Raw genomic sequence first — 19376 nt, 5'->3', positions numbered from 1 at the left:
TAATACATTGATTGAACATTAAAGTATGTATTTAAAAATTTAACTATACGTGATAGTTCGGTGCCTCTTGCGTGATAATGACATCATGGACATGAGATTCTTTGAGTCCTGCTGATGTGATTTCAACAAATTCTGCCTTGTCCCAGAAAGCTTCAATGCTTTCACTGCCGCAGTAGCCCATAGCGGAGCGTAATCCACCCATCATCTGATGCACAATTCCGGCGATTGAACCACGAAAGGGAACACGTCCCTCAATTCCCTCGGGAACAAGTTTGTCAGCGGCTGTACCTTCCTGGAAATATCTGTCATTGCTTCCTTTTTGCATAGCCCCGATAGAGCCCATACCGCGGTATGATTTGTACTGACGTCCCTGAAACATTATCGTCTCACCCGGAGACTCTTCCGTACCCGCTAAAAGAGAACCTGCCATAATACAGCTTGCACCGACAGCAAGTGCTTTTGCAATATCGCCGGAGTATTTGATACCTCCGTCTGCGATAACAGGCACACCGTGGGGACGGGCGACTTCCGCACACTCATCTATGGCGGAAATTTGTGGTACACCGACACCGGCAACGATACGTGTTGTACAGATTGAACCGGGACCAATTCCCACTTTTACAGCATCGGCGCCTGCTTCTATAAGTGCGAGTACCGCTTCTTTGGTTGCAATGTTCCCGGCAATTACATCAACTTCCAAAGACTCTTTAATCGCTTTGACAGTATCTAAAATACCTTTGGAATGACCATGTGCAGAATCCAGAACAAGAACATCCGCACCGGCATCCACAAGGGCTTTGGCTCTGTCCATCTGACCGACACCGATAGCCGCGCCAACTATCAGACGACCGAAGGCATCTTTGTTCGAGTTTGGATACTCTATGCGTTTTTTGATATCTTTGATGGTTACGAGCCCTTTTAAAAAGCCTTCATCATCTATGATAGGGAGTTTTTCTATTTTATGTTGGTGCATTATATCAGCGGCTTCATCCAGAGAGATTCCTTTTTTTGCAGTAATGAGCGGCATTTTTGTCATTACTTCGTCTGCACGTTTTCGCATATCTTTTTCAAATCGCATATCACGGTTTGTTAAAATACCAAGAAGTTTGTTATGTCCGTCTACAACAGGAACACCGGAGATTTTAAACTCTTTCATCAAGGCTTCTGCATCCGCTAAAGTAGCATCCGGGTGGACATAAATCGGATCAATGATAATGCCGCTTTCAGATTTTTTTACTTTTTTGACCTGTTTGCACTGTGTTTCGACATCCATGTTTTTATGAATAATTCCGATACCTCCGAGTCTTGCCATTGCAATAGCCGCACGGTATTCTGTGACTGTATCCATAGCAGCCGAAACCATAGGAATTTTAAGAGTGATATTACGAGTGAGTTTTGTCTCAAGTGAGACCTCTTTAGGAAGTACTTCCGAATACTGTGGTACTAAAAGTACATCTTCAAATGTCAGGGCGCGTTTACGAATTCTCATGGGGTATCCTTTTGCAGAGTATAAAATTAATTATTAGAAATTTTTGCATTATACCTCTTTTGTGGTTAAAAAGAGGTAAAATCTAAAAACATAAACTGGGAAAGTAAAATGATAATAACGACAAGAACAAAAGGGAAAATATGGCTCTTGAATACCCATGGCTGTATACCGAAAAATACCTGATTGACACCGCGAAAACCAAGCCAAAGACCTAAAAAGGCTTTGATTGAAAGAGCTATCTGAAAACTGCTTAATCCATCAGGGGAAATTTTTCCAAAAACCTGTGAAAAAAGATACATTCCCGAAAGTACAGCAACAATAAGAGCCTTGGGTACAACTTTTCGTACATGTATCATAATGGCTTCACGTGCCTTTTTATGTTCTTCTTCCGTTAATGACTGTTTCATCTTTGCCATAAAAAGATTATCGGTAAAGAGAAATCCTCCGTAAATAAAAACAGCAAAAATATGTATGGTATGAATGATTGTATATGTGATGACTTATCCTTTTTTAGGTGTTTTTCTAAAGAGATGATAGTTCTCAGATTCGAGCATATCTTCAACATAACTTGCTACACATTTTGTACAGTTTGTCCATATTCCCGAGGGCAGTCTGACTTCGAGCTTTTTCTTTTCCCGGAGTTTAATGATTTTTTTAGGACTCAATACTTTTGTGACAGGGGCAAAATCAACATCTGTCAAATCTATATCATCTTTGTAAAAAATCGTCTGTTTTTTGAAATTTCCCCAGCCTGGTATACCGTCTTCTGTATAGGGAACCTCATGCCCGTTTTTAAATTTTACCATCATTTTGTAATGAGAATCTTCAAAAACCTGAGAAACCTTTCCCCGGCCAAAAACCAAGCCGTAGAGTTTGTCTTTTACTTTTACATTGTCAAAATATGCCATTTTACTTCCTTTTTTAAAATAGTAGCAAAAAATTATCTCATTGTCATTACATTATTTATAGGCAATCTCTTTTTCAAGGCTCATAGCACCGTCAAAGAGTGTCTGCTCTTCATAGGCGTTTGCTATAAGCTGCAGTCCGACAGGCATCCCTGCTGCATTTTTCATTATTGGCAATGAAAGGGCAGGCAGACCTGCAAGGTTGACACTGATTGTATAGATATCACTCAGATACATCTCCATCGGATTTGCAAGTTCTCCGAATTTTGGAGCAACATTCGGAGCAACCGGAGAGAGAATCAAGTCAACATCGTTAAAGATTTTTGCATACTCCTCTTTTATCAAATGGCGTGTTTTTTGTGCTTTTACATAGTAGGCTTCATAGTAGCCGCTTGAGAGCACAAAATTGCCAAGCAGGATACGGCGCTTGACTTCATCCCCAAAACCTTCGCTTCTTGTTTTGTAGTAGGTCTCTTCTAAATTTGCACCTTCAACACGGTTGCCGTAACGTATACCGTCATATCGCCCGAGATTGGTTGTTGCTTCTGCTGTAGCCGTCACATAGTATGCAGAAATGTCATATTTTGCATCCATCATCTCTTTTTCAACAATGGTGTGCCCCTGTGCCTTGAGTGCTTCAACTGCTTTGCTGTAAGCCTCTTTCACATCATCACTCGCATTTTCTATATACTTTGGCAAAATGGCAATAGTGAGTTTTCTTTCAGGATTGAGATTGTCACTGACTTTGTCATCTCTCATGGCATTTGTTGAATCTTTGACATCACTCCCACTGATAATGTCATACAAAATAGCAGCATCTTCTACATTTTGTGTCATCGGTCCGATTTGATCCAGACTTGAAGCATAAGCCCCCAAACCGTAACGGCTGACTCTTCCGTAAGTCGGTTTCATGCCTACGATACCGCAATACGCTGCGGGTTGGCGAATACTTCCGCCTGTATCACTGCCAAGTGCAGCTATAGCCAAACCCGCTCCAACTGCAGCGGCACTTCCTCCCGAACTTCCACCGGGAACATGTTCAGGATTGACAGGGTTAAGTGTTTTGCCGTAGCAGCTTGTCTCAGTTGTCGAACCCATGGCAAATTCATCCATGTTTGTACGACCAAAAGGGGAGAGCCCGGCAGCTAAAAGTTTTTCTATGACAGTGGCATTATAAGGCGCAATATAGCCTTGCAAAATTTTTGAAGCAGAAGTAACAGACCACTCTTTGACCTGAATATTGTCTTTAATGGCAACAGGCACGCCCTCACCAAAAGTATTTACATCTATATAAGCATTTAAATCTTTGTTTGCTTCTATTTTTGTTTGTAATTCATCTTTAAATTTATTAAGTTCATCTTTGCTCATTGCAAGCGCTTCTTTTAATGTAATCACTAACTTTCCTTTTTAAATTTTTTAACAGCTAAAATACCTATGCCAATCATAACAAATACAGCAAGTATGGTTGTTCCGATAAATGTTGTACTAACGGGCTCACTGTAATTAATCATTGACTACGCTTTGGCATCTTTTACAAAGGCACTCCTCTGCTTCAGCCTGGTATTTCCAGCATCTTGGACATTTGTGCAGTGTGGCTTTTGCGATGCTGAAGGTGTCTTCATCAACTTTAAAGCTGGCTATAATCTCTTCTTCTGGTTTGTCTTCAAAAATTCCGGAAACAACAAACCAGTCTTCTGCATCGGTACTGTTCATCTCAAGGACAGTTTTTGATTCTGTGTAAATGACAAGTTCAAGGGTGTTTTTGATGATTTTTTCTTTTTTGAGTTTATCAACTTCTGCGCCGAAACCTTCACGGGCTTTTACCATATACTCAGCATCAAAAGGTATGTCACCGGCTTCAATTTTTTCATAGGTCATGTCAAAAATATCTTCGGCATCACCTTTGATGATGGCAGGGGCATTGTCTACTATCTCATCTGCTGTGTAGGTTATAACAGGAGCCATAATCAAAAGCAGTGTTTTTGTAATGATTGCCATTGCACTTTGGCTTGCACGTCTTCTCGTAGAATCTTTAGCATTACAGTAAAGATTGTCTTTTGTCATATCGATATACATGCCGCTGAGTTCGTTAACAATAAAGTTGTTGAGTGTGCTCATACCGTTGACAAAGTTATATTCACTAAAATGTTTATGTACTTCATCAAGCGTGTTTTGTGCAACATTTAAAATCCATTTATCCAAATCACCCATATCTTCGTATGGTGTCAGGTTCTCGAGGTCATTGATATTGGCAAGCATAATTCTAAAGGTGTTTCTCAGTTTACGATAGTTTTCAGAAGTCTGCTTTAAAATCCCCTGAGAAATTTTCAAATCACCCTGATAGTCTGATGAAGCAACCCATAGGCGTAAAATTTCACTGCCGTATTCTTTTAAAACTTTCTCGGGTGCGATGACATTGCCTTTTGACTTGGACATCTTTTCACCTTTTTCATCTACTGTGAAACCATGCGTCAATACACCTTTGTAGGGTGCTTTGTGCTCAACCGCAGAAGATAAAAAGAGTGATGACTGGAACCAGCCGCGATGTTGGTCAGACCCCTCGACATACAAGTCAGCAGGGTAGTCTCCCGCATCATAATTACGGGATTTCAGTACCGAATTCCAGGTAGAACCTGAATCAAACCATACATCCAAAATATCTGTTACTTTTTCAAGCTCTTCGGGCTTGTAACCGCTTCCCGGGTAGAGAAGCTGTGCGATGTCCATAGAGTACCAGGCATCACTTCCCTGCATTTCAAATATCATGGCTACAAAGTTGAGCACCTTTTCATCAAGTAAAACTTCACCAGTCTCTTTTACTCTGAAAAATGCAATAGGAACACCCCAGTCGCGCTGGCGGGAAATACACCAGTCAGGACGATTCGCAACCATAGAAGTCAAACGGTTTTTTCCGGTTTGCGGTATGAAAAGTGTTTTTTCAATCTCATCAAGGGCAATGTTTCTGAGTGTCTTCTCCTCGTCTTGCGGTTTTTCATCAACAGAGATAAACCATTGTTTTGTAGCACGATAGATAAGCGGTGTATGACTTCTCCAGCAATGCGGATACGAGTGCATAAATTTGCTTACATGTAACACGTTCTCACCCATCATCTCAATGATGTCTTCATTTGATTTAAAGATGTGACGCCCTACAAAATCCTGCGCATTCGGAATCAAAGCATCACGCACAACAGTTGCATCATAACATCCTGTTTCATCCACAGGCATAACAACTTCAAGGTCATATTTCAGTCCGACACGGTAGTCATCTTCACCGTGACCCGGAGCGGTATGCACACAACCTGTACCATTGTCAACTAAAACATGCTCCCCTAAAACAATACGGGAATTTCTGCCATTGAGCGGGTTGATGGCGTTGAGGTTTTCAAACAGAGTCGCATCAAAAGTTTTGGCGACACCGCCTTTGAGAATGCCGTCTTCAACCAAAGCATTCAATAGTTTTTTTGCAACAATATAACCCTCAGTTGTAAGAACATACTCTTCTTCAGGGTTTAGCGAAATCCCCGTATTTGCAGGAATTGTCCATGGTGTAGTCGTCCAGATAACCGGTGCTGCTTTTGTTTCTTTGTCCAGTCCGAGTTTTTCTTTGGCTTCATTGCTGAGTTCAAATGCTACAAAAATCGAGTAGTCTTCTTTGTCCTCATATTCAACTTCGGCTTCTGCCAGTGCAGTTCGTTCAGCCCATGACCAAAAGACAGGTTTGCTGCGCTCAATCAAAAGACCTTTTTTTGCAACACTGCAGAGTGTTCTGAAAATATTTGCTTCAAATCTGTAGTCCATTGTCACATACGGTTTTTCCCAGTCAGCAATAATTCCAAGTGTCTTAAACTCTTCTTTTTGAATGTTTACAAACTTCGCAGCATGTTCGCGGCAAAGTTTTCTTATCTCGGCAGTTTCAAGCTGCTCTTTTTTCTGTTTTCCGCCAAGCTTTTTTTCAACCTGCTGCTCAATCGGCAGTCCGTGACAGTCCCAGCCCGGAGTAAAACGGACAGATTTACCGTTGAAATAGTTGTTTTTGATGATAATATCTTTGAGAATTTTATTGAGTGCATGACCTATGTGAATATGCCCGTTTGCATAGGGAGGACCGTCATGAAGGGTGAAGTGTTTTGCACCGGCACGTTTTGCCTTCATTTTATGATAAACTTTCTTTTTGTCCCATGCAGCATAACGCTTCGGTTCATTGTTTATTAAGTTGCCTCGCATGGCAAACGTAGTTGTTGGTAAAAGTAGTGTGTCTTTGTAGTCCATTGAAACCTCAAAATATTATTATAAATTTTTGCAGTATACCTTTTAAGTGTTTAAAACCTAATAAAAGTGTTATAATAAGCCAAATAAAATTCTTCAAACAAGGCTGTACAGAGTATGAAAACACATCTGATAATCATTGGAAATAAATTTGTTTATAACAAATCGTTACAGGAATATATTTTGCGGGATATTGAAAAAAACAGTGGTTTTATAGATAATATAACTTATTTTAAGGACAGTGACAACTCCTTTTTTCTTTATCTTGAAGAAGAACTCCATGCATCCAACCGGGTTATTATCGTTACATGTAAACAAAACTTTTCAACTGTCGGAAAAGTGATATGCACTGCAACCAGTGATAATCAGATTTTAAAAGAGGGGATGCTCATACCGCAGAAAGCTTCATTGTTTGCGGAACGTTCCTATCTTTTGGAATTTCAAAGCTCTTTGATAAATGTAGTACAGATGGATGAAGGACAAAAAATGCCCGAATTGCTTTTGAAAAATGAAGAGATACGGGCAACCATACATATATTTGAAGAAGACAAATCCACTATAGTGACAATTTTGACTCCAATCGCACAAACATATGAAGTCAATATTGATGTAACACAGGAGGTGCAAGGGTGGCACAGAGTAGATGTGACGAGTAACAAGTACGGGGATATTACCAAATTTATTCATGCAGCAAAAAACCTGTTGCCTAAAAAGCTTATTGCATCATCAAATATTATTGAGTATATCATAGAAAAACTTTCACATTCAGGAAAAAAAATAACATTTGCCGAGAGTTGCACAGGAGGACTGCTCAGTTACTTTTTTACAAAACACAACGGCGCATCAAAAATTTTAGAGGGAGGCTTGGTAACTTATTCCAATACACTCAAAGAAAACTGGTTGGCGGTTGATCATGACATACTTGAAGAAAACGGTGCAGTCAGTGCCGAAGTTGTCAGAGAAATGAGTGAAGGTGCACTCAATGTCAGTGGAGCAGATTATGCTTTGGCAGTAAGCGGAATCGCCGGAGACACAGGAGGTACACAATTTAAACCGGTCGGTACGGTGTATATAGGTGTACGAAGTAAAACGCAACACACTGAGAAGCATCTGCATTTTCACGGTGACAGGAATTATGTGCAGGAACAGAGTGCCCTTATGGCAGTAAAAATGTTGCTTTTGCTTGATAAAGAGACTTTTTTCTAAATTTAGGAGAAAATATCTTGACAATTAAAATCTATTTGTCTATAATTTCGACCTCTTAACAATAAGAGGCAAATGTCTTGTTAGCTCAGCTGGTAGAGCACGTCACTTTTAATGATGTGGCCGATGGTTCGAATCCATCACAGGACACCATTTATTTTATTGAATGGGCGCTTAGCTCAGTTGGTAGAGCGCTACCCTTACAAGGTAGATGTCACTGGTTCGAGTCCAGTAGTGCCCACCATTTTTTGATTATTTGCACTCAAATTTTTAGTTCACGTACTTGAGTACGCTTCACTAAAAACTTAAGCACAACTAATGCAAAAAACAAGTTTTTTCTTACTTTAAAAAAGAAAATGTGACAATTTTTTTATAAAATTCTTGATTTTTGTTTTAATCAAGGCAGGTTCTAGAGTGAAAGAGGAGCATAGTTATACTATGTGACGATTGAGCGAAAGGTTCTAACGCCGAGTAAAGCAAAAAGCATAATTTTAGGTTGCGGTGGTAGTTCAGTTGGTTAGAATACCTGCCTGTCACGCAGGGGGTCGTGGGTTCGAGCCCCATCCACCGCGCCATATGTTTTAATAACCTTGTTATTGAAGAAAGTGACCCTTTCGTCTAGTGGCCAAGGACACTATCACTTCATGGTAGTAACAGAGGTTCAAATCCTTTAGGGGTCGCCATTTTAATTGGTGTTTGAAACATAATTTTGGGCGCTTAGCTCAGTTGGTAGAGCGCTACCCTTACAAGGTAGATGTCACTGGTTCGAGTCCAGTAGTGCCCACCATTTTTTGATTATTTGCACTCAAATTTTTAGTTCACGTACTTGAGTACGCTTCACTAAAAACTTAAGCACAACTAATGCAAAAAACAAGTTTTTTCTTTCTTTAAAAAAGAAAATGTGACAATTTTTTATAAAATTCTTGATTTTTGTTTTAATCAAGGCAGGTTCTAGAGTGAAAGAGGAGCATAGTTATACTATGTGACGATTGAGCGAAAGGTTCTAACGCCGAGTAAAGCAAAAAGCATAATTTTAGGTTGCGGTGGTAGTTCAGTTGGTTAGAATACCTGCCTGTCACGCAGGGGGTCGTGGGTTCGAGCCCCATCCACCGCGCCATTCTCTTTTCATTCATTCAGTATACTTATTCAATCATCAAATTCTGTTTTCACATCATCTATTCAAATGTATATTAATACTGTTACGTTAAACAGTTTTTTCGGAGCCCGTACTTCACTGCGGTGGCATTGAGACTCAATTAGTCCGGACTGACAGTACTGAGAAAGTCAGTTGTAATGTGTGCAACATCCCCGGGTGAGAGTTTTTCTATGTTTATGGTTCTGTTCTGTTTTCCCAAAGCACCGTAGACTTGAATATCTGTCTTGTTGAAAAGTGCCAAAACTTTTGCACCTGAAGCGACTGCAAGATGCATAGGTCCTGTGTCCGCACTGACATACAGATCACATGCCTGAAAAAACGCCCCTAAAACTCTTAAATCTTTGTTGGCATATTCCAAAACTTTTTCGTTGAGTTTTGTAGGAATATCGGGTGAAAGGATATCTATGATAACAATATTCTCATCAAGTTTAAGGAGTGTATCTACCCATTCATTCCACCATTCATCACTTATTTTTTTGTCAAATCTTGCATTTCTGAAGATGGCTATAACCTTTGTATCGGTATCAATGTTGTTTACATGTAACAGTGAAAGCAAGTCTTGCTTTGCCTTTTCTTTCTCCTCTTGTGTCGGTTTTATATCAAGCGTTGGCATTTTTTTGGGAAAATCAATTTTGAAAAACCGTAAAAATTCCAGACTTTCAAGTCCCATATGCCTGTAGGTCTTTAAGCCTCTTTCTTGAATATGTGTGAAATTTGCCCAGAGTTTGTCACTTGCGAAGCTGGCTTTGTATTTTGCTCTTGTGAGTGCCGTGACGATTTGGGCACTGGTGGAACCACCGGAAATATTTAACGCAATATCATACTGTTTTGTTCTGGCCTGTTTGATATAGGCAAACATTTCAAGCGGATGCAAAAGCAGTTTTCGGGGGATGTCTATGACTTTGTCAACATTTGGCAGAGGTTCAAGAATTTTTCCGGCAAGTTTCATACCGACAATGATGTCTATTTTGGCATTTGGCATCTCTTTTGAAAGTTCGTTGATAAGAGGCGTTAAAAAAAGCAGGTTCCCTATTCGGTAATTTGGCCGTATTATGACAATGCTTTTGATGCGCTCTTTGTCAATATATTGAGCAGGCTGTGATTTGTGAGAAAATAAAGAAAGCACACCATTGAGAATACTCGAGAGTTTTTTTCTTAGGGTTACATGTAAAGGATATTTCATAGGAATCTTTGTTTTTTTTGTGTAATTATAGCCAATTAACATTTATATAGGATAGTTAGTGTAAAATGTCATATTAACTTAACGGAGTGCATTTGAAAGAGATTGTTAAACGGTTTTGGCCTTATATAAAAGAGTATAAACTCTACTATTTGCTTGTCATTTTTGGTGGGTTGCTCATTCTTGTGTCAACTGTGGGAACTGCACAGATTATGAAGCCAATGATGGATGATATGTTCATTAAAAAAGACAAGACAATGCTCTACATTATTCCTCTTGGGCTTATTGCCATTTATGTGACAAAAGCGATTGGAAAGTATATTCAGACAATTTTCATGGAGTACATCGGACAGAGTATTGTGACCCGTTTTCGTGAAATACTTTTAGACAAAATGATTCATCTTGATATGGCATTTTTGTATGCAAACCGGAGCGGAGAGCTTATTTCTCGTGTGACAAATGACATAGGCCGAATTCAGTATTTTGTTTCAAATATGCTTCCTGATATGTTTCGTGACCTTTTAACGGTTATTGCACTCGTGGGGTACATTGTCTATCTCAACCCTTTACTCTCTTTTTATACACTTATTGTTGTGCCTTTGATTATTTACCCTTTGATGCTTATTGCCAAAAAACTCAAAAAATATTCACACCGTTCCCAGAGTAAAAATGCCGATTTGGTATCGCGTTTGACAGAAGTTTTTAACAACAGTGAAATCATTAAAGCCAATGCAACAGAAAAATTTGAAGTCTCCCGTTTCAGTGTAGAAAACTGGAACTTTTTCAAGATAAATATGAAAGCCATTTATGTCGGTGCCCTTGTTTCGCCTATTATGGAGATCATAGCAGTTTCAGGACTTGCCATGGTCGTGTATGTCGGGGGTAAAGAGGTTTTTGACGGTAAAATGACTGTTGGTGAGTTTACAGCATTTATCACGGCAGTAGGACTTGTATTTGAACCGATTCGCAAACTTGGCGGAACCTATTCGAAAATTCAGGATGCGCTTGCGGCAAGTGAGCGTGTTTTTGAAATCATAGACAAAGAAAACAGTGTCGTCGAGGGTACAAAAGAGCTCAAAGAGGATATTAGGAAAATTGAATACAAAAATGTTGTTTTGCAGTATGAAAATATCAATATATTAGATGGTATTACTTTGACAATCAACCAAGGAGAGCATATTGCTCTTGTAGGGGACAGTGGCGGGGGCAAATCTACTTTTATGAATATGCTTTTGCGTTTTTATGATCCCGACAGCGGAGAGATTCTCATTAACGGCATCAATATCAAAGAATTCAAGCAAAAGTCACTCAAACATCATATTGCACTTGTTTCACAGCGTATCTACATTTTTCAAGACACCCTGGCTGCCAATGTTGCCTACGGTGAAGAAAGTATAGATGAGGCAAAAGTCATAGAAGCTCTGAAACTGGCGGATGCCTATGATTTTGTGATGCAGCTTGAAGAGGGTATCTATACTATGATGAGTGAAGCAGGGGCAAATCTTTCAGGTGGGCAGAGACAACGCATTGCCATTGCCAGAGCAATATACAAACATGCTTCACTGCTGCTTTTTGATGAAGCAACATCGGCACTGGACAATGAGAGTGAAAAACGTATACAAAAAGCACTTGATGCCTACACGAAAGATAAAATCACACTGACAATCGCACACCGTCTCTCTACAATTGAGCATGCTGACAAAATTTTGGTACTGCAAAAAGGGCTTATAGTGGCGAGCGGTACACATAAAGAGCTTTTAGAGTGTTCTGCTGTGTATCAAAGACTGGCGGGAGAACTGAAAAAATAGTCTGTGAGACTATACAAAGCTTTTTGTCCCACCTTTGTCATACATATCTTTGTATCGGAATGTGATGAGATTTTGCATGATGGCAAACAGTATCATAAAATTTAAAAAACTGCTGCCTCCGTAGGAAAACATAGGCAGAGGTACGCCGACTACAGGGGCATAGCCTATAGTCATGGCAATGTTGACACCCATATATATGAAAATCATAAAAGAGATAGCGACAGTTACAACTTTAATATAGTAGTCATTGTTAAATATACTCAGACTCAAAAGATGCAGGATGAGCATAGCATAGAGTAAAATGAGTGCTAACGCTCCTAAAAAGCCGGTTCGCTCAACAACAAAGGCAAAAATAAAATCACTTGTGGCGATAGGCAAAAATTTCATCTGTGTCTGTGTCGCATTCTCTTTGTCTTTTCCTGTCCATCCGCCAGAGCCTATAGCGATGATAGACTGCTGTACGTGATACGATGGTTTTTCACTTAAAAAATCTGTAATTCTCTCTTTTTGATAATCATGCAGCATAAATTTATAGGCAAGCGGGGACAGAATCAAAATTCCTGCAACAATAGTGGCTATTATTTTCCAATAAACACCTACATAAAACAAAACGCTATAGCCTATAAGCAGTAAAACAAGGGCTGTACCCAAATCCGGTTCTTTTGCAATAAGAACAAAAGGGAGCAGTATGTAAAAGCTTATGCGTAAAAAATCTTTGAGTCTGTAGCCTTGTTGAGGAGGAGGATTTTTATGTATAAGATAGGCAAGCATTAAAATAAGCGCAGGTTTTACAAATTCTGAGGGCTGTATGGTGGCATTGATGAAGGGTGTTTCTATCCACCTTTGGGCTCCAAGGCGTGAGTGTCCGAAAAGTTCTACTGCAAAAAGCAGGGCAATATTGCCCCAGTATATAAAAGGGATAAGCCAGCTCATCCGTCTGATAGGCAATAAAAATACAACCAAAAAAGCCAAAAGTGCAACACCGACATAGGCAAGCTGTTTTTCAGCAAGAGCAGGGACAGCTTCACCGATGAGCCAATGAGACATAATTATCAAAGGAATGATAAGAATGATGGAAAAAAAGTCAAATTGTGATAAAATACTCTTATCAAATCTCCACAAATTTGTAACTCCAAAATAAAATTATTATGATTGTATCATAAAGGCTGTAAAGAATGATAAACACACAAGAATACAAATGCGTAAATCCTGAACGACTGGATACTTTTTTGACTGCACAGATAGGACAGACCCGTTCGCAGATAGCAGGACTGATCAAACATAAATGTGTCTTTGTCGATGGAAAAAAAGTTCCCCGTCCGGGTGTAAAACTTAAATCAGGACAGACAGTCAGGGTAGAATTTCCTGAGGCGAAAGAGGAAAAAGCACTTGATGTAGATTTTGATGTTGAAATTTTATATGAAGATGATGACGTTCTGGTCATAAACAAGCCAAGCGGAGTAACGGTCCATCCTGCACCGAGTGTCAAAGAAGCAACCCTGGTTGACTGGCTCAAGCACAAAGGTATCAGACTTTCTACTATAAGCGGGGAAGAGCGTCACGGTATCGTGCACCGTCTGGATAAAGGAACGAGTGGCACAATGGTTGTTGCCAAAAACAATGCTGCCCATGAATTTTTGTCAAAACAGTTGCAGGACAAAAGTATGGGGCGTTACTATATAGCTGTCATAGTGCCCCCTCTAAAAGAAGAAATTACCACAATAGAATCAAACATAGGCAGAAGTGCCCATAACCGTTTGAAAATGGCATCCGGACTGGAACATGCAAAGTATGCAAAAACGATGTTTAAACATCTGGCTTTGAGTGAAGATGAACAGACACAGCTTATAGCCTGTAAGCTTTTTACCGGAAGAACCCATCAGATAAGGGTACACCTTGAGAGTATGAACCGTCATATTTTGGGGGATCATATCTATGGATTGAGCCCAAAACAGGAGAACTCGGAACGTATTTTGCTGCATGCCTATATGATTTACTTTATTCATCCTTCAACAAAAGAAAAGTTAACTTTTCAAGCAGAGTTTGATGCTATAATGCGAGAAACAATTTATAAAAAATTTGATACGGAGATTTTAAATGAAGTTATTGAGCCTGAGTACATTATGCGCAGTTTCACTGCTGATTCTTAGTGGCTGTCAGGGAATAAGCCCGCTGCCAAAGAAAAAAGTTGCTATAGACTCTACGCTGCCTGTTGTAATGCTTACAAAAAACGGAATCATGCGTGATATGAAAACGGTAGCCTTTGAATGGAAAAGTATAAAAGATCCGCGTGTAAACGGTATTTATGTCTATAAAAGAATTCTAGGGAAAAAAGCCACAAAAGAACTGGATTATTATGACCGTATAGACAATAGATTTAAAACACATTATCTTGATGCAAAGAATGAACCAGGTACAAAATACAGTTATGCTTTCAGGGTGGTTTCCAAAGATGCCCAGGGCAAACTCAGTAAAGTATATAATGTCAGCACTCTCCCTGTCCTGGAATCTGTAGCCTGGATACACTCCATTGCCGGACTTCCTCGAAGTGCGAAAATTATATGGAGACCGCATGAAAATCAACGGGTTGCATCCTATATAATTGAACGCCAGAGTGTTGAAGATGAATCATTTAAAAAAATTGCAATACTGAAAGGGCGCTTGAATGCCGAGTATATTGATGAAGGTTTAAAAGACAATGCCGTATATCTGTACAGAATTCGGGTAAAGACCTATGATGGAATTGTTTCAAAACCTTCACAGATTGTAAAATCTGTAACAAAGGCACTGCCAAAAGGTGTAGAACATATAAGTGCAAGCAAAAATTTGCCAAAAATGATAAAAATCAGCTGGTCTGCTTCAAAACAAAAAGATTTTCATCAATACTATTTATACAGAGGCGAAGACATAGACAGCTCTTTTGAACTGATAGCCAAACTGTATAACAACAGCTTTACAGATCATATTAACAAAGACGGGCAGGTTTATTTTTACAGAGTCAGTGTTGTGGATAAAGACGGGCTTGAAAGCGAACATGATAAAAATACCGTTATGGGGATGACACTGCCAAAGCCTGATGCTCCTGTTATTACCTCAATACAGCTTACTGATTCAGGAGTAGAACTTTCCTGGAAAACTGCAGACGCAAGAATCAAATCTTATGAAATTGTCAGAAAGCGCCAGATAGGCTGGTTTAAAGAGACAAAAAAAGAGTATAAGAATATTCATACAAACAGGTTTATTGATACAAACATTGCTGCAGACAGTATGTATGCATATACTGTTTACGGTATAGATGAAAACGGTATAGTTTCAAAACCGAGTACTGAAGTCAAAATAAAAGTTGGTGCATTTACCAAGGTGGTAGATGGAGAAAAGAGTTCGCCGGTGAAAGAGGTTCCTGTCAAAACTTACACAAAGGATACAGACAGCACACAAGAGAAAGTGACTCCTGTAAAAGATTTAGATTTAAACGAGATTTAATGCCACATTTACATATAGAAAAATTTAAACAAATTGATTTTCCAAAGCTTTGTGATGAGGTGAGTTTTAATTTTATTGCATCAAATGTTTTGCATGCCGATGAAAAACTCATTGCAACAACTGTAGAAGGTGAAGATTTTTTTCTTTTGGTTAAAGAAGAAGAGAACAGAAGCCTGCTCAAAACTGACAAGCTTACGCGTCCCGCTTCCATACACAATGTACATAAAGCACTTTTGGCATATGCAAAAGCTGCAGGGTTACATGTAATCGCTTCAAATGTACCCCAGGCACCGAAGAATATACATCTGCAGGAAGTAACGGCACTCAAAAAAATAGAATATTTTGCCAATGAATTTCCACAGGACAAAGAGGTCCGCATTGAAGTAGGCTTTGGCTCTGGACGGCATTTGCTGCATCAGGCAGCAAAGAATCCTGATGTGCTCTTTATAGGTTTGGAGATTCATCGTCCTTCCATAGAACAGGTACTCAAACAGAGCGTTATACAGAAGCTGGATAATTTACTTGTGCTTGATTATGATGCGAGGCTTTTTATGGAGCTTGTTCCTTCAAATATCGTCGGGGCTATTTATGTGCATTTTCCTGTTCCGTGGGATAAAAAACCGCATCGCAGAGTTATCTCAACTTCTTTTATCCAAGAGGCCCGTCGTGTATTGAAAGTTGGCGGGACTTTGGAGCTTAGAACAGACAGTGAAAACTATTATGTGTACTCTTATGAAACCTTTATAGCATTTGACAAAACAACACTGCAAATTAACAAAAACAAAGATATAGCCATCAGTTCAAAATATGAAGACAGATGGAAAAAACAAGAAAAAAACATTTATGATGTGACAATGATAAATGATGAGTTTTCTCAGGAATTGGCTATTGAAGGTGACTTTACTTTTACAAAACCCGGCTTGAGTGTGGAAGAAATCATTGCACTGCATAATAAGACTTTTCGTTTTGAAGGCGGTTTTATACATTTTGAACGTGTATACAGACTCAAAGAAGGGGTTATGCTGCGTTTGTCAATGGGGAGTTTTGACAGACCGGAACATTTGTATCTTATTATCAATAATGAAGAAGTTTTTTACTATCCAGAGTACCCATTAAAATCACGCAGTAATCTCAAAGCACACAAAGAACTGAACAAGGTGTTACATGGATAAAGTTATTATTGCTCAAAACCTTTCTCTTGCTTATTCCAAAGATGAAACCATTATAAACAAAGCAAATTTTTCTATAGACTCGGGAAGTTTTGTTTTTATAACCGGAGCAAGCGGTAGCGGAAAATCAACACTGTTAAAGTCACTCTATGGTGCGCTCAAACCCATAGAGGGAAGTCTTGTTGTCGGAGGTGTTGAACTCAAGGGTGTTTCAAATGCAAAGCTGAATTTTTTGCGAAAGCATCTCGGCATTGTCTTTCAGGACTATAAACTTGTAAAAGAGTGGACGATAGAAAAGAATATCATGCTGCCGCTGATTATAAACGGCTATGAAAAAAGTATCACACAGAGTCAGGTTGACTCTCTGCTTAAGCATGTAAGACTGCAGCATCAAGTGGGGAAGTATCCTTTAGAGCTCAGCGGCGGAGAGCAACAGCGTGTAGCCATGGCAAGAGCCTTGGCACATAATCCGATTTTGATACTTGCCGATGAGCCGACAGGTAATCTTGATGATTACTCTTCACAGCTGATCTGGAATCTTTTAGAAGGTGCAAATGAGCAGCTTAAAACTACTGTTATTGTGGTCACACACCATATTCCTGAAACAATGAAGGTTGATTACAAGCACTATCATATAGAATTCGGAGAGGTACATGAAGTCATTTAAAAACCATATCTCTCTTGTCATTGCTCTTGTAAGTATACTGTTTTCATTGCAGATTTTTACTATAGTAGACAGATCTATCAATGCCTATAAAGAGAATCTGGCAAACAACTATTCACTTGTGGTCGTCAGTCAAAAAACATTGCAGCCAAAAGAGTTGACGGATAAAATATCAGCACTCTCTTCTGTCGAACAGCTTTCTCCTGATGAGATTATAAAAAAACTCAATACCGGGATAAACAAAAGAAATATAGAACTGTTGAAAATAACATTGCCGAAATTTTATAAATTTAAATTAAAAAGATATCCGACACCTGTTGAGTTGCAAAAAATAAAAAAAGAGCTTTTAGCATACCCGTATATTACAAAAGTGGAAACTTTTTCAAATACACATGACACAACCTATAAACTGCTGCTGCTTTTTAAAAATGTCATATCTGTTTTGGCTGTATCTATTTTGCTTGTTACGATACTTTTAATATTTAAAGAACTTCGCATATGGCAGTTCAAACACAATGAAAGAATGAATATAATGGGATTGTTCGGTGCGCCTACATGGTTGCGTTCAGCAGTTTTGTTTCGGCTTTCCATTGTTGATGCATTTATAGCTTTTGGTATTTCATTTATAGCTTTTTCCTATTTTGCCTCAAGTCCGTGGGTAAAAGAACAGTTTGCAAACATAGGCATATCTGTTGTGATTTTTGACAAAGTGTATGATTCACTGATTATGCTTGGTGTTTCTATAACAGTCTCTATTTTACTGGCAGGTTTTATAGTTTTAGGGCATAAAGAAGAGGTCTGATGAGAGCTGTATTATTTTTTTTACTCTTTATATGCAGCAGTGCTGTATTCGGATCAACAGCAATAGATAAAAAAATAAACAAAACAAGTTCTGCGCTGCAGTCTTATACGAAGAACTATTCTGTACTTAATGCGAAAATGGCACAGACGGCCAAAGCTATCATCAAACAAAAAACAGAGTTGGCAAAAAAAACGCGTTATCTCAAACAGTTGGAAAAAGAACTCTCTCTCAAAGAGAGCAGTCACAGTGAGAATATACAACAGTTGAAAATTTTAAAAAAATCCCAGGAAGCACTTCAAAAAAAACGACAAAAACTCGAAGAGGATCTGATTTTTGTTATAGCCAAAACTGTCTCTTTATCAGTTGTTCTGGAAAAAGAGTATCCTGAAAACGAAGAAGCCATCATGGAGTTTGAAGTTTTAAAAGCTATGCTGAAAGCTTCAAAAGACAAAGCAAAACTTTTAAGCAGAAAATTTTTTGAAAATGAAAAAAATATAGATTTAATCAGTTTACATGTAAGTTCACTCGAAGTGGCAATCGCAAGTATAGATCAAAAAAGAAAAGAAGTAATCCGAAGAAAAAAAGAGAACAAAAAAGCGTTAAAAAAACTGACTTTGGCAAAAGAGTCCTACAAAAAAGAGTTAAAAAGTCTTATCAGAAGGCAAAATGCTTTAAAAAGGACTCTTTCTAAGCTTAATCTTATAAAAATAGATGAAATTAAAAGAGCAAAAGAAGAAAAGATGAGAAAACTGGCTTTTGCAAAACGTCAGAACAAACTTGGAAAAAATCTGCCAAAAGTAAAAAAACACGGCAGCAGTTATCAGGCAATAAAGACAATCAGGTACAGAGGACGAAAAACGATTGCTCCGCTTAATGCGTATACAATTACAAAAAAATACGGTACCTATACAGATCCTATTTACGGTATAAAGATATTTAATGAGTCTATCTCTTTAAAACCAAAATATCCTAATGCAAAAGTAAAAACTGTTTTCAACGGTAAAGTGATTTATGCGGCAAAGACAGCGGTTTTAGACAACATTGTGATTGTCGAACACAAAAACGGACTCCATACGATTTATGCAAATCTTTCACAGATAGCACCAAATGTCAAAAAAGGGAAAAAGATTGCCAAAGGTGCAACAATCGGCAGGGTTAAAGATGAACTTGTTTTTGAAGTCACACAAAAAACAAATCATATTAATCCGATACGTTTATTTCAATAGATTTTGATATAATTGCAAAAAT

Annotated in this window: 15 protein-coding genes and 6 tRNA genes; 14 read left to right on the top strand and 7 right to left on the bottom strand. The window is 38.7% G+C overall.

From position 1 onward, the window contains the following. Nucleotides 1-43: 43 nt before the first annotated feature. The 5 genes from guaB to ileS all read right to left on the bottom strand — a co-directional run bounded on the left by guaB (nt 44) and on the right by ileS (nt 6666). Nucleotides 44-1489 carry an IMP dehydrogenase gene (guaB, locus tag MLC52_RS08585; protein WP_346388998.1) on the bottom strand — a complete coding sequence of 482 codons (1446 nt, stop codon included), beginning with the start codon at nt 1487-1489 and terminating at the stop codon, nt 44-46. Nucleotides 1490-1554: 65 nt separating this feature from the next. Beyond that, nucleotides 1555-1905, bottom strand: a complete 351-nt coding sequence (locus tag MLC52_RS08580; protein WP_230973306.1) for a hypothetical protein — start codon at nt 1903-1905, stop codon at nt 1555-1557. Between the two features lie 84 nt (nt 1906-1989). Further along, entirely contained in the window at nt 1990-2397 is a 408-nt protein-coding gene (locus tag MLC52_RS08575) for a hypothetical protein (RefSeq protein WP_193150172.1), read from the bottom strand. 51 nt (nt 2398-2448) lie between these two features. After that, entirely contained in the window at nt 2449-3789 is a 1341-nt protein-coding gene (gatA, locus tag MLC52_RS08570; RefSeq protein ID WP_418640520.1) for an Asp-tRNA(Asn)/Glu-tRNA(Gln) amidotransferase subunit GatA, read from the bottom strand. 108 nt (nt 3790-3897) lie between these two features. Beyond that, on the bottom strand, nt 3898-6666 hold the full coding sequence (gene ileS / locus MLC52_RS08565; protein ID WP_346388996.1) for an isoleucine--tRNA ligase: 2769 nt from the start codon (nt 6664-6666) through the stop codon (nt 3898-3900). A gap of 114 nt (nt 6667-6780) precedes the next feature. Between ileS and MLC52_RS08560 the strand changes: the two genes are divergently transcribed. The 7 genes from MLC52_RS08560 to MLC52_RS08530 all read left to right on the top strand — a co-directional run bounded on the left by MLC52_RS08560 (nt 6781) and on the right by MLC52_RS08530 (nt 8983). Beyond that, nucleotides 6781-7869 carry a CinA family protein gene (locus tag MLC52_RS08560; RefSeq protein ID WP_434580040.1) on the top strand — a complete coding sequence of 363 codons (1089 nt, stop codon included), beginning with the start codon at nt 6781-6783 and terminating at the stop codon, nt 7867-7869. A 74-nt stretch (nt 7870-7943) separates the two neighbouring features. After that, nucleotides 7944-8019, top strand: a tRNA-Lys gene (locus MLC52_RS08555). 15 nt (nt 8020-8034) lie between these two features. Then, nucleotides 8035-8110 (top strand) — tRNA-Val (locus tag MLC52_RS08550). A gap of 254 nt (nt 8111-8364) precedes the next feature. Beyond that, a tRNA-Asp gene (locus MLC52_RS08545) sits at nt 8365-8441 on the top strand. 32 nt (nt 8442-8473) lie between these two features. Continuing rightward, nucleotides 8474-8549 (top strand) — tRNA-Glu (locus MLC52_RS08540). A 28-nt stretch (nt 8550-8577) separates the two neighbouring features. Then, nucleotides 8578-8653 (top strand) — tRNA-Val (locus MLC52_RS08535). A 253-nt stretch (nt 8654-8906) separates the two neighbouring features. Then, a tRNA-Asp gene (locus MLC52_RS08530) sits at nt 8907-8983 on the top strand. A gap of 139 nt (nt 8984-9122) precedes the next feature. Here MLC52_RS08530 and MLC52_RS08525 read toward each other — a convergent pair. Beyond that, entirely contained in the window at nt 9123-10205 is a 1083-nt protein-coding gene (locus tag MLC52_RS08525; protein ID WP_188110043.1) for a glycosyltransferase family 9 protein, read from the bottom strand. A gap of 92 nt (nt 10206-10297) precedes the next feature. Between MLC52_RS08525 and MLC52_RS08520 the strand changes: the two genes are divergently transcribed. After that, on the top strand, nt 10298-12010 hold the full coding sequence (locus MLC52_RS08520) for an ABC transporter ATP-binding protein (RefSeq protein WP_188110044.1): 1713 nt from the start codon (nt 10298-10300) through the stop codon (nt 12008-12010). Nucleotides 12011-12019: 9 nt separating this feature from the next. Here the strand turns inward: MLC52_RS08520 and MLC52_RS08515 are convergent, their stop codons facing one another. Continuing rightward, nucleotides 12020-13132, bottom strand: a complete 1113-nt coding sequence (locus MLC52_RS08515; RefSeq protein WP_434580038.1) for an FtsW/RodA/SpoVE family cell cycle protein — start codon at nt 13130-13132, stop codon at nt 12020-12022. 53 nt (nt 13133-13185) lie between these two features. On the opposite strand from MLC52_RS08515, the gene MLC52_RS08510 reads away from it, so the two are divergent. From MLC52_RS08510 to MLC52_RS08485, 6 genes are read left to right on the top strand one after another with little or no spacing between them, the layout of a single operon-like run. Then, entirely contained in the window at nt 13186-14160 is a 975-nt protein-coding gene (locus MLC52_RS08510; RefSeq protein WP_418640516.1) for an RluA family pseudouridine synthase, read from the top strand. Then, on the top strand, nt 14108-15493 hold the full coding sequence (locus tag MLC52_RS08505; protein WP_434580036.1) for a fibronectin type III domain-containing protein: 1386 nt from the start codon (nt 14108-14110) through the stop codon (nt 15491-15493). Before MLC52_RS08510 ends, MLC52_RS08505 begins: the two co-directional genes overlap by 53 nt. Continuing rightward, on the top strand, nt 15493-16665 hold the full coding sequence (gene trmB, locus MLC52_RS08500; protein ID WP_346388991.1) for a tRNA (guanosine(46)-N7)-methyltransferase TrmB: 1173 nt from the start codon (nt 15493-15495) through the stop codon (nt 16663-16665). Before MLC52_RS08505 ends, trmB begins: the two co-directional genes overlap by 1 nt. Further along, nucleotides 16658-17329: a cell division ATP-binding protein FtsE gene (locus MLC52_RS08495; RefSeq protein WP_151899943.1), complete on the top strand. Its 672-nt coding sequence runs from the start codon at nt 16658-16660 to the stop codon at nt 17327-17329. The genes trmB and MLC52_RS08495 overlap by 8 nt, the downstream gene beginning before the upstream one ends. Next, the gene (locus MLC52_RS08490) at nt 17316-18128 is read left to right on the top strand and encodes a cell division protein FtsX (RefSeq protein ID WP_418640514.1); all 813 of its coding nucleotides are present in this window, start codon (nt 17316-17318) and stop codon (nt 18126-18128) included. The genes MLC52_RS08495 and MLC52_RS08490 overlap by 14 nt, the downstream gene beginning before the upstream one ends. Next, nucleotides 18128-19354 (top strand): murein hydrolase activator EnvC family protein, encoded by a 1227-nt coding sequence (locus tag MLC52_RS08485; protein ID WP_346388989.1) that lies wholly within the window; start codon nt 18128-18130, stop codon nt 19352-19354. Before MLC52_RS08490 ends, MLC52_RS08485 begins: the two co-directional genes overlap by 1 nt. The last annotated feature ends 22 nt before the right edge of the window (nt 19355-19376 follow it).

The organism is Sulfurimonas sp. NW15, assembly GCF_051132285.1.
Classification (GTDB): Bacteria; Campylobacterota; Campylobacteria; order Campylobacterales; family Sulfurimonadaceae; genus Sulfurimonas; species Sulfurimonas hydrogeniphila.
The sequence above is the reverse complement of the archived record's forward strand: the minus strand, read 5'-3'. Positions and strand labels throughout refer to the sequence as shown.